This window comes from Oleiharenicola lentus (assembly GCF_051660365.1).
In the GTDB taxonomy this organism is placed as follows: domain Bacteria; phylum Verrucomicrobiota; class Verrucomicrobiia; order Opitutales; family Opitutaceae; genus Lacunisphaera; species Lacunisphaera lenta_A.
Window position 1 is genome coordinate 2,656,857 of record NZ_JBOZXB010000001.1, and the last position, 11,994, is coordinate 2,668,850.

Sequence of the window (11,994 nt, forward strand, 5' to 3'; positions counted from 1 at the left end):
TCGGATGAAAACGAAATCTCTGCTGCTCGCGCTGAGTTGGTTAGCGACAGCTACCTTGGCGTTCGCGAGCGGGCCGGCTCGCGAACGCGGCAAGTTCACCGTCGCGATGATTCCCGACACGCAAAACTACATCGACTACACGCACCAAAAAGCGGCGGGATTTCCGTTCGACGCGGTCGAGCAGTATTACGAACAGATGAACTGGATCGCAACGAATGCGCGGAGCAACGGCGGCGAGATCGTGTTCGCCACGCACGTCGGCGATTTGTGGCAGCATTATTCCGAGTGGATGGATCCGGCGCATGAAGCGCGCGGTTTCAAATGGATGCCCAACCTGCATGGCTCGACGGTGGCGCGTTCGCCGAAAGTGCAGACGCGGGCGTTTGAAATTCCGGCGGTGGTGCTGGGCTTTCGCCTGCTCAAGGGTCGGTTGCCGTTCTCGGTCGTGCCCGGCAATCACGACTACGATGCGTTGTGGACTGATCCGGCGCATCCACCGCGCAAAGATGATAGCGGCAAGAAAACTGACGGCGTGCGGCATGTCGGTGGGCTGAGTGGATATCAATCAGTGTTCTCCGGAGAGTCGGAGTTTTTCAAAGGCCAGTCGTGGTATGTCGGTTCCCATGATGGCGGCGGCGACAGCGCGCAGGTGTTTAGTGCGGGCGGACGTCAGTGGCTGCACCTCGGGTTGCAGTATCACGCGCCGGATGCCTCGCTACAGTGGGCGGCGGGCATTGTTAAACAGTTTCCCGGTCTGCCGACGATTGTCAGCACGCACGACTATCTCGCGCGTGATGGGAAACGTAATTTGAAGTCCAATCCGCTGAACAGCGTGCTCGATCCTCAAGACAACGATCCGCAGATGATGTGGGACGAGTTCATCAGCCAGCACGACCAGATCTTTCTCGTGCTGTGCGGCCATGTCGGCGGGCAAAGCTTCAGCGTGGATCGCAACCGCTTTGGCCACGACGTCTATCAAATGATGGCCGACTATCAGGGCCGCGGACAAAGCGCGAAAGACGCCGGCGTCGACGCCGATGTGGGCGACGGCTGGTTGCGTTTGCTCAACTTCGATTTGAATGCGCCGGTGCCGCGGATCGACGTGCGCACGTATTCCACGCTCTACAAAAAATTTGCGTCGGAACTGAAGGAATATGCGGCGTGGTATAAAACGCACGACGGCCAATCCAAGTTGAGCGATGCCGATTACCTCAAGCGCGAGGAATTCACGATCGAACTGAAGGATTTCCGCCAGCGCTTCGGTGGGAATTCGAACTGATCTCTTTTTATGAAAAAACTCCTCCGCAATCTCTTCCTCGCGTTCGTCGGCACGCTGTTACTTGGCGTGGCTGCTCCTGACGACGAAGCTCCCGAGCCAGTATCGTCGTTCCAGAAACCAGTGTTGGAGCAAGCGGGTTCGTGGTCGCTCATCATGGTGCCCGACACGCAGAACTACGTGAAGTGGATCCGCAATCAGCCTATCCTCGACCTGATGACCGCGTGGATCGAAGAGAACATCGACCCGCTGAACATCAAGATGGTCGTGATCGTCGGTGACCTCGTGCAGAACGACGAAAAAATCATCAACGACTACGACGGCAACCAGACCACGATGCAGCAGTGGCAATCCGTGTCGCGCGCACTCGCCCGGCTCGACGGCAAAGTGCCTTACGTCGCCGCGACCGGAAATCACGATTACAGCATCAACGCGCAGGGCGTGCGCACGTCGCACTTTTCCGACTACATCACTACCGAGCGCAACCACCTGAATCAAAAAGCACTGGTTCAAAACAACCGCAACGAGCAGTGGCAGCCGACGCTGGAAAATTCCGCTTACGAATTAAAAAATCTGAACGGCCGCGATTACCTGTTTCTGACCGTGGAATTTGCGCCGCGCGACACCATCGTCGAGTGGGCGAAAAAAATTGCCGCGCTGGAGCAGTATAAAAATCACCGCGTCGTCTTCATCACGCACGCTTACCTCAACGACAAGGATCAGCACATCAAGGGGGAGCAGATGAACTGGCTCTATTGGGAGCCTTACAACATCAACAACGTGATCCAAAAATCCTCCAAGATTGCGCTCCCGACCGCCAACACGGGAAAGCAGTTGTGGGAAAAACTCGTGCAGCCTTCCGCGAACATCGAACTGACTTTGTCCGGCCACGTGTCCGGTGAAGGCTACCGCGTCGACACCAACATCGCCGGCAAAGCCGTGCATCAAGTCCTGTTCGACGCGCAAACCATGGGCGGCGGCCATCGCTCCGGCAACGGCGGCGACGGGTGGCTGCGCATCCTCGAATTTTTCCCCGACAACAAAACCGTGAAAGTGCGGACGTTCTCGCCGCTCTTCGGCGCTTCGCCGACCACGCAGCCATTTGCGTGGAAAAAAGACGCGCGCAACGAATTCACGATGGAATTTAAATGAGTCCGGGTTGGTGCAATAAATCGCTTCCTGTTTATTTGTAACGACTTAGATAATTTCGATCTTTTTTCAAAAAAGATTCAACGTTTTCGAAAAGCCCGCGTCTTTCTTAGCGTAACGACAATGACGTGTAGTGAACGGCATTGTTAGTAGTTCTTACGGTTTGCTTGGTGTTAGGTCATGCAAGGCGCTCCTTCAAGGGGCGCCTTTCATGTTTATAGGGTCGGAGATTTCGCCGGCGGCTACGTAAGTCCGCGTATTGGAGGAAATCCTGCGTTCCGCTAAAGTGTGCCATGCCCGCTTTGGAGGAATCACGCAGCCCGTTTAGTCCGGTGACATTCTACGTGTCGCCGCGGGAGCCGCGTCTGCGTCTGGCGATCCTCGCGGGCTTTTCTCCGGTGCCGATCACGCTGTGGCTGATCGCGCGCGCGCCGTTGGAAATCTGGCACGAACCGTTTGGCGAAAAACTGTGGTGGCTGCTGCCCGCGGGGTTGATTTTGATTTCCACGGTGATGCCGTGGGTAGTGAGTTTGCTGCATGATCGCTATGTGCTGCGCCTCGAGCGCACGTCCGACGGACGCTGGTTGCTGACCACGCTCCTGCTGTGGGGACTGCGGACGCGCGAATTGTCGTCGCACGATTTCGAGCGCACGGGAAACCAAGTGCGTTTGCGTGGCGCTCAGCGTTTAATTTTCGACCAACAAGGCGAAGCCCCCCAAGGCTGGGACGAAATGATGAGCGCGTGGGAACAGCAGTTCGCACCGAGCACGTAAACGGGTTCATCCGTTGCGGACGGATACGTGAAACGGTAGGGCCCGACCTCCGGGCGGGCCGACTACATCCGCGATGTTCTCCGGGCCGCTCGGAAATCGGTCAATCCCTCATGCTGATTCGGCACGCGACAGTTGCACCGCGCTATAGGATTGAAAGACGCCGCGCTCTCTGCCGGTTTGCGGGCGTGCACCGCCGCTTCGGCTTTCCCCTAATTTTGGTCGCGCTCGGGTTTTTTGCGACTACCGGCTGGACGCAATCCAACCCGCCACGCCCTGCGCGCGATCCGGGTCCGCCGCTTTCGACGGCGAGCGACAGCGATTTGCCCGACGGTGAGGAAACGTGGGAAAATGCCCGCCAGATTCTCGCGAAAGCCACGAACGAACCCGACGCGCTCAAAGCGCTGGTCACCGTGGTTAATCTCCAGCGCCGGCGCGGTGACTACGCGGACGGTTTGAAAGGCGCGCGCGACGGCCTCACGCGCGCCCGCGCACTCGGCGATGTGCGGCTGCAAGTGGATTTTCTCTATCTGCTCGGACGCCTGTATTGGAATCTGAGCGATTATCCGGCGTCGCTGGAGAATCATTTGGAGGAATTGAAACTCGCGCAGCGTTGGGACGACGCCTCGCTGCTGGCGCGCACGCACGGCGGCTTGGGGTTAACCTACTATCGCTACGGGCGGATGGAGGATGCGTTTCACCACCTGAATCTCGGCCTCGAACTCGCGGCGAAGGCCAGCGACGACCGTATGCGTGCCAGCCTCCTCAACAGTCTCGGTAATTGTTATCTCACTGAAGGAAAATACGAACGCGCGACGGCGTTGCACGAAGAGGCGCTCAAGATCCGCGAAGGCTACGGCAACCACCGCGCGATTGCCGAATCGCTCACGAATCTCGGTCTCGTCGCCGACGCGAATCGCGATTATCCGAAGGCGCTCGATTATCTGCAACGCGCGCTCACGACGTTCGAGGCGCTGAAATACCGGCGCTACATCGCCAACACGCATCGTCGTCTCGGCATGGTGTTGCGGCACGCGGGCCGCACCGACGAGGCGCTCACGCACCTGCAAACCGCGCTGCAAATTGCAAAGACGCTCGAAAGCGCTGAGGTCGTCGCCGACATCCAGCAAGAACTGGCGCTCACGCACGAAGCGCGCAAAGACCTCGCGGCGGCGCTCGAAAGCCAGCGCCAACTTGCGGCCGTGACTGAGCAAACGCGCCGCGAGGAAGACCGCCGGCGCATGGATGAACTGCGCGCGCGTTATCGCGAGGAACAGCGCGAACTGGAAATCACGCTGCTCAAACGCGATCAGGAACTGCAAACGGCGGAATTGCAGCGTCGTCGCTCACAAAACTGGGCGCTCGCGGCGGGATTGATTGGCGGCGTGATTTTATTGGGCGCGGTGATTGTGGTGCAACTGGTGCGCCAGCGGGCCGACCGCAAAACGCTCGCGGCCACCGAGCGCGCGCGCGTGCAGGCCGAAGCGGCGGAGCGCTTGAAATCACGCCTGCTGCAAATGGCGTCGCACGATCTGAAGGTTCCGCTGTCGGCTCTGAATGCCACGGCCGAGCTGATCGGGCGTTCGCCGCACGAGGCAGTGGTAGTGCGCCGGCTCGCGGCGGGCATCCAAGCGGACACCGAGCGGATGCGCAGCCTCGTGCGCGATTTTCTCGATGCATCGGCGATCGAGGATGGTAATTTGCAGCTGCATCCCGCGGAGATGAATCTGCCCGACGTCGCACGGTTGGCCGTCGAGACCTTGCAACCGGTCGCTGCCGCAAAAAAACAAACGCTGACGCTGGCCGAGTCGGCGGTGGCGTTGCCTAAAGTGCAGGCGGATGCGGAGCGTCTGCGGCAGGTGTTCGATAATCTCATCGGCAACGCGCTGAAGTTCACTCCGCCCGGCGGTGTGATTTCCGTGGTGCCTGGTGAAGCGTCGGGCTGGGTGTTTGTCGAAGTGCGCGACAGCGGCCCGGGACTTGGGCCGGCGGATTTCGCGAAAATATTTGCGCCGTTTCAGCGCTTGTCGGCAAAACCGACGGGTGAAGGTGAAGACTCAACCGGTCTCGGACTTTTTATCGCGCGAGAGTTGCTCACGTTGCAAGGTGGCCGCCTCGAAGTCCAATCGCAGCCCGGCAGTGGCGCGGTGTTCCGCGTGTTGTTGCCGGCGGCGGTGGTCATAGAGATCGGGTAGGGCCCGACCTCCGGGGCGGGCCGCAAAAGTATTCGCAAACACTCGGCCTGCCCGGAGGTCAGGCCCTACCGTTTGATTTCAACCCAACCCATTCCGCAAACACCAACGCACGAGCGTGGGCACGTCGTGCAGGCCGAGTTTGGCGAGGATGCGGGCGCGGTGTTTTTCGACGGTGCGCGTGCTCAAGCCGAGTTGGCTGCCGACCTCCTTGGAAACGAGACCGCGCGCGACGAGGCGGATGACTTCGCGTTCGCGTTCCGAAAGCGCATCGGCGCCGACGCGGGGCAGGGTGGGTTCGCTGTCCATCGAGGGCACGGGCGGCGGCACCGTGGCCGAGAAAAACATGCCGCCTTCGAGCACGCATTGCACGGCGCGGTCGATTTGATCGAGCGGGGAATTTTTATCGACGAAGCCGGCCACGCCGAGCGCCACGAGTTCGGCGGGCAATTGCGCTTCGGGATGCGCGGTGAGCATCACGACTTTGGTCGCGTGGCCGCGTTCGCGGAGTTTTCGCACGATGTCGCGTCCATCCATGTCGCGCAGGTAAAGATCGGCGATGAGCAAGTCCGGCGGCTCGCGCAGACACGACGCAAGCGCGTCGGCGCCTTTGCCAAAATCGAGCAGCGAGTGAGGTTGAAAACGGCGTTGCAGCGCCTCCTTCAAGAGTTCGCGAAAAGTCGCCGTGTCGTCCACCAGGACAAATTTCAGCGCGGAGGTCGGGGCAGACGGGGGCATGACGGCGTTCAGCACAGATATGTCTTACCACACTGCAAGGCTGGCGTGCATTACGTAGTTCTACGCCATCGCGGCGGCGGCGCGTCCCACTAGGCGGCGCGAGCGACTTCGGTTAAGGTAACCGTTCCCCTTGGCGCGTTTGCTCGAGCAACGCGCAACCCCTCCTCTCATTTTTTGTATGAAACTCGCACGGTTGTTCCCGTTCGCCTTGTCCGTCCTTGTTATCGCCCTGTTTCCGGCCCGCGCGGCTGAGGAAAAAACTGCGGCCACCCCTCCGCGTGACAGCTTCCTGTTCGATCAGGCCGGCAAGCAGGTGAAGGTCTGGTATTTTCAGCCACCCGGCGCCACGGCGAAATCGCCCATCGTGTTCGTGATGCACGGCGTGCGCCGTAACGGTGAAGATTATCTCAACGAGTGGATCGAGTCGGCCCGCGAGAAAAAATTCCTGCTCGTCGTGCCGGAGTTTTCGGCTGCGCAGTTTCCCGGCGAGGAAGGCTACATTTACGGCAACACCGTCGACGCCGCCGGCAAAGCCATTCCGCGCGCCCAGTGGGCGTTTACGATGATTGAGCCGATCTTCGACGCCGTGCGGAAGCGGATGGGCAACGTGAGCAGCACTTACTTGATTTTCGGGCACTCGGCCGGTGCGCAATTCGTGCAGCGTTTTCTCTATTTTATGCCGCAGGCGCGTTACTCGCGGGCGGTCGCGGCCAACGCCGGTTGGTATACGTTGCCCGATCTTAACACTGAATTTCCCTACGGCTTGAAAGGCACGGTCGTCGACGCGCTCGCGTTGCGCACGCTGCTCGCGCGTCCGGTGGTCGTGCTGCTCGGCACGGCGGATACTGACCCGAAACATCCATCGCTGCGCCGCACACCGGAAGCCGACGTGCAAGGCACGTATCGTTTCGCGCGCGGCGTGTATTTTTTCGCCCACGCCAAAAAATTCGCGGCCGACGAACACATTCCGTTTGGCTGGACGATTGCATACGCGCCCGGTGTCGCGCATTCCAATAAAGACATGGCGCCCTTTGCCACGCGCGCGCTGTTCCCCGAATAATTTTTAGTGCCAACCCCTCCGACCCCATGAGCTACCCTGACCAAACCTTCCGCCGCCTCGTTGCCACGCTCGCATTGACCAGCGCCTTGCTCGCTTCCACGCTTACCGCGCAACAAGCGCCCGCTCCCGCGGTCACTCCCGAGTCCGAAGAGGACACCGTGAAGCTGGATCGCTTCGTCGTGACCGGCACGAACATCAAGCGTCTCGACCAGGAAAAAACACTCCCCGTAACCGTGATCGATCGCGATGCGATGGAAGCGCGCGACGCCTCGCAGGCGTCAGATTTGCTCGCCGCGTTGCCGCAAGTCACCGGCATGCCCGGCAACGAAACCGCCACGCTCGGCGCCACCGCGCGCGGTGACAACGCCACGATTTCCCTCCGCGGCATTCCGTCGAGCAACACGCTCGTGTTGCTCAATGGTCGCCGGCTCGCGCCGCATCCGATCAGCCAATCCGAAGCCGGCGTGCCCACGCTTTCGACGAACGTGAACCAACTCCCCAATCGCGGCCTTGAGCGCATCGACGTGTTGCGCGACGGCGCATCCTCGATCTACGGCACCGACGCCGTTGCGGGCGTGATCAATTACATCACGAACCGCGATTTTCGCGGCACGGAGTTGCAATTGCGCTTCGGCGAAACGCGCTATGGCGACGGCCAGGAATACCGTGCGACGCTCACGCACGGCTTCGACTTCGCCGAGGGCAAAGGCCGTGTGATGTTCACGGCGGATTATTTCGACCGCGCCGCGATGTATGCGCGCGACCGTTCGTTTTCGGCCGAGGCGGATAACAGCTACCGCGCCCCGGAGCCGTGGAATGTGTCCACGAACACCACCTTCAATCTTCGTTCCGCCACGACGCAGTTCGGCAACTATCTCCTTGGTTCGATCACGGCGACTGACGCATTTGGCAACGTGACGGGTTTCACGGGCGCGCGCCCGACTGGCGTGCCAGCCACGCTCGCGGCCACCTCGGGCGTCTTTTTTCTCGCACCGAACGGCGCGGGCGGCGTGCAGTTTCTCACCGCCACGCCGAGCCGCACGGGCGCGACGCATGACTACTATTGGAACAACAACGATTATCGCGTCATCCAGCCGCAATCGCAGCGCACCACGATTTTCACGAGCGGCGAATACGACCTGACCCCCAAAGTGACGCTGTTCACCGACCTGAGCGTATATCGCGCGGACTCGCTCACTTACCGCGAACCCGACGGCATCACGCAAAGCACGGACGGCTTCATCATCGTGCCGGCGACGAATCCCTGGAATCCCTTCGGCACACGTTTCTGGTCGCCGACCGGCGCGCCAAACGCTGATGGCACGCCGCGCCTCACAGGCACGCCGTCCGCCGTCTCGATCACCAACAAGCGCCTCAGCGATCTCATGGATCGCACCGCGACCGTCACCAACACCGTGTATCGCGGCGTCGCGGGCGCGCGCGGCAAACTGTTCGACACCTGGTCGTGGGAAACCGCCGCGCTCTATTCGCAAGCGAAAGTCAGCGACGACGAGGAAGGCCCGAGCCGCAAGAGCAAGCTCATCGCCGCGATCAACCAAACCGACCCGGCGCTCGCGTTCAATCCGTTCACCCGCACCTTCGCCGTGCAAAACGGCACGCTCGCCGTCACCGGCGATTACGTGAATCCCGAGAGCGTGCAATCGACCTTCCGCTCCCAATTCGTGCGCGAAGGCATCACCAAGCTCAGCAGCGGCGATGTGCGCGCCTCCGGCGAATTGCTTCCGATCTGGGGCGGCAACTCCATCGGCGCGGCGTTCGGCGGCGAGTTCCGTTACGAAGCTTACGACGACATGCGCCCGGCCTTTGCGGGTTTGAATCCCGTCGGTTCCGGCCTCGATCCGTCGACCAACGATTTCCTCGGCTTCTCGCCCAACTCTGACACGCACGGCACGCGCCACGTGACCGCGGCGTATGCCGAACTCGTGCTGCCGCTGGTGGGCAACCAGTTCAAACTCCCGCTCGTGCACACGCTCGAAGTGTCTGCGTCGGCGCGTTACGAAAATTATTCGGATTTCGGCAACACGACCAAACCGAAGTTCGGCGTCAACTGGCGGCCGCTGCCGTGGGCGATGGTGCGCGCGTCTTACAACGAAGGTTTCCACGCGCCCAACCTCGCGCAACTTTTCACCGGCACGCTCATTCGCACTGTCACCGGCAGCACCGACACGTATCGCAGCGCAGTCACGGGTTTGCCGACGGACGGCCCGTCGAATCGCCGCAGCGTCGCCTCGGGTAACCCGAGCCTGCAGCCGGAAGAATCGAAGGGCAAATCGGCCGGCATCGTCATCGAAGTGCCAAAAGTCAAAGGCCTCTCGGTCGGCGTGGATTATTGGGAAATTGCCCAGAGTAACGTGATCGCCGCGTCCGGCTCCATCGCCGACGACACGCAGGCGCTCAACGCTGCCACCCAAGCCGCGCTCGCCGCCGGCCAGGCCATCGGCAGCATCGACCTCGGTTCCGGCACCGCGAATTACGCGGGCGACGGTTCAGTTGTTCGTCTTGCGGTGACGCAGGCGGATCGCGATGCGTTTGCGCTCTACAATTCCACGCGCACCCCGGGCAATCAGCGCGCGGTGGTCGGTGCGATCGACATCCTGCGCACGACCTATTTCAATCGCTCGTCGGAATTCGTGAACGGCATGGATTTCGACCTGACCTATAAATTCCCGAAACTGCCGATCGGTAATTTCACGTTCAATACGGTGTGGACGAAGTTGATCGATTTCCATGCTTACAACTCCGCCGGCGCGGCTCGCACCGAGTTGTTGTGGGGCAACTCCGCCAATGTCGGCGGGGCGACTCCGAAGTGGCGTGGCACGGCGTCGCTCACGTGGCGTCGCAAGGCGTGGGGCGCGGGCATCTCGGCGTTCTACATCGGTGACTACAGCGACGCCGGCGCCACGACCACGCAGTCGATCACTGAAGGGCTCGGCAATCCCGACTACATCGTGCCGGTGTTCACGAACGGCAGCACGGTTTACCGTTATCGCGTGCAGGATTCGATTAGCTACAACGCCAATGTTTCCTACCGCATCCGCTCGAAGAACAAATGGACCAACGACACCACGATTCGCCTCGGCGTCGTGAACCTCTTCGACAAAGAACCGCCGCTCTCGAGCGATTCCCGCGGGTATGATCCGGCGATCTACAACCTGATGGCGCGCGGCCTTTCCTGGTCGGTGCAACTCACGAAAAAACTCTAACCCCGCGATTTCGGCCCGTGCATCTGCCTTTCTTAAACCAAGGACGGGTGCGCGGGCCAGTTGAGGGCGGATTTTTTATTCAACTGGTTGAATGCGCACAAGTGGGCTCGCTTGGCACGGAGGATGCGGGTTGGTTAAGCCCTGAAAAGCAGTCCCTAGCCCACTTCCACCTCGCGTCGATTTCTCCTCTGAGCGTTTCTTTCTCCGCATGAAAATTTTCCGTTCCCTCTACGTGCAAGTCCTCGTGGCGATCGTAGCAGGTGTCTTGCTCGGCTATTTCGAACCCGATTTCGGGGCGTCGCTCAAGCCGCTCGGCGATGGCTTTATCAAGCTCATCAAGATGCTCATCGGGCCGATCATTTTCTGCACCGTAGTGTCCGGCATCGGCGGCATGGGCGACTTGAAGTCGGTGGGGCGGGTCGGCGCGAAGGCGCTGCTATATTTCGAAATCGTGACGACCCTCGCGCTCGTGATCGGCCTCATCGTCGCGAACCTCATCCGTCCCGGTGATGGCTTGCACATCGTGACGACGGCAAAAGACGCCGCGGATGTGGCGCTCTACACCAAAGCCGCGGCGCACCTCAGCACGGTGGATTGGCTGCTGCATCTCATCCCCAACACATTCGTCAGCGCGTTTGTGGAAGGCGACGTGTTGCAGGTTCTGGTGGTGGCCTTGCTGTTTGGTTGTGCGCTCGCGCATCTCGGCACACGCGGCGAAGCCGTCGTGAGCCTGCTGCACGATGTCTCGAAAGTGTTTTTCACGATGGTGAGCTACGTTTCCAAGCTGGCCCCGATTGCCGCGTTTGGCGCGATGGCGTTCACAATCGGCAAATACGGACTCGGTTCGCTCGCCTCCCTCGCGCAGGTGCTCGCGTGCGTTTATCTCACCTGTTTTCTATTTATTGTGATCGTGCTCGGGTCGATCGCGCGATTCTCCGGCTTTTCGCTCTGGAAAATCATCAAATTTATCCGCGAGGAACTGCTGATCGTCCTCGGCACATCGTCGTCCGAAGCCGGCCTCCCCGGCCTCATGACGAAAATGGAGCGGGCGGGCTGCAAAAAATCCGTCGTCGGTGTCGTCGTGCCCTCGGGCTATTCTTTCAACCTCGATGGCACGTGCATCTACCTGACGATGGCCGCGCTTTTCATCGCGCAAGCGACGGACACGCAGCTCTCGCTTTACCAACAGATCGGTCTGCTCGCGGTCTTGCTGGTGACGTCGAAAGGGGCCGCGGGCGTCACGGGCAGCGGGTTCATCGTGCTGGCCGCGACCCTCGCCGCGACGAAAACTATCCCGGTCGAAGGCATGGCGCTCATCCTCGGCATCGATCGCTTCATGTCGGAAGCGCGCGCGATCACGAACTTCATCGGCAACAGCGTCGCGACACTCGTGGTTTCGAAATGGGACAAATCCTTCGACGCCTCCGTGCCCGAAGCGCAACTCGTCTTGAAGTAGAATGAATCGTTAAGAGCCAGCGCGCGTTTTATTTTAACCACGGATCACGCGGATTTTTACGGATGAGTGATCCGTCGAATCCGTCTTTATCCGTATTATCCGTGGTAAGAAAAATCTTCATACTCTCTC

General features: G+C 60.4%; 8 protein-coding genes. 7 read left to right on the forward strand and 1 reads right to left on the reverse strand.

Features of this window, described 5'->3' with window-relative positions; translation table 11 throughout:
• Window positions 1-4: 4 nt before the first annotated feature.
• The 4 genes from ACRRQW_RS10110 (at window position 5) to ACRRQW_RS10125 (ending at window position 5,390) form a co-directional block, all read left to right on the forward strand.
• Entirely contained in the window at window positions 5-1,279 is a 1,275-nt protein-coding gene (locus ACRRQW_RS10110) for a serine/threonine protein phosphatase (RefSeq protein WP_438481226.1), read from the forward strand.
• Window positions 1,280-1,288: 9 nt separating this feature from the next.
• Complete coding sequence (locus tag ACRRQW_RS10115; protein WP_438481228.1) at window positions 1,289-2,428, forward strand: metallophosphoesterase; 1,140 nt, start codon at window positions 1,289-1,291, stop codon at window positions 2,426-2,428.
• A gap of 290 nt (window positions 2,429-2,718) precedes the next feature.
• On the forward strand, window positions 2,719-3,198 hold the full coding sequence (locus ACRRQW_RS10120) for a hypothetical protein (protein ID WP_438481229.1): 480 nt from the start codon (window positions 2,719-2,721) through the stop codon (window positions 3,196-3,198).
• A 185-nt stretch (window positions 3,199-3,383) separates the two neighbouring features.
• Window positions 3,384-5,390 (forward strand): tetratricopeptide repeat-containing sensor histidine kinase, encoded by a 2,007-nt coding sequence (locus ACRRQW_RS10125; protein ID WP_438481230.1) that lies wholly within the window; start codon window positions 3,384-3,386, stop codon window positions 5,388-5,390.
• A 78-nt stretch (window positions 5,391-5,468) separates the two neighbouring features.
• Here the strand turns inward: ACRRQW_RS10125 and ACRRQW_RS10130 are convergent, their stop codons facing one another.
• The gene (locus tag ACRRQW_RS10130; RefSeq protein ID WP_438481231.1) at window positions 5,469-6,125 is read right to left on the reverse strand and encodes a response regulator; all 657 of its coding nucleotides are present in this window, start codon (window positions 6,123-6,125) and stop codon (window positions 5,469-5,471) included.
• Window positions 6,126-6,303: 178 nt separating this feature from the next.
• Between ACRRQW_RS10130 and ACRRQW_RS10135 the strand changes: the two genes are divergently transcribed.
• The 3 genes from ACRRQW_RS10135 to ACRRQW_RS10145 all read left to right on the forward strand — a co-directional run bounded on the left by ACRRQW_RS10135 (window position 6,304) and on the right by ACRRQW_RS10145 (window position 11,865).
• Window positions 6,304-7,185, forward strand: coding sequence for an alpha/beta hydrolase (locus tag ACRRQW_RS10135; protein ID WP_438481232.1), 882 nt, complete (start codon window positions 6,304-6,306; stop codon window positions 7,183-7,185).
• Between the two features lie 26 nt (window positions 7,186-7,211).
• The gene (locus ACRRQW_RS10140; RefSeq protein WP_438481233.1) at window positions 7,212-10,409 is read left to right on the forward strand and encodes a TonB-dependent receptor domain-containing protein; all 3,198 of its coding nucleotides are present in this window, start codon (window positions 7,212-7,214) and stop codon (window positions 10,407-10,409) included.
• Between the two features lie 208 nt (window positions 10,410-10,617).
• On the forward strand, window positions 10,618-11,865 hold the full coding sequence (locus tag ACRRQW_RS10145; protein ID WP_438481234.1) for a dicarboxylate/amino acid:cation symporter: 1,248 nt from the start codon (window positions 10,618-10,620) through the stop codon (window positions 11,863-11,865).
• The last annotated feature ends 129 nt before the right edge of the window (window positions 11,866-11,994 follow it).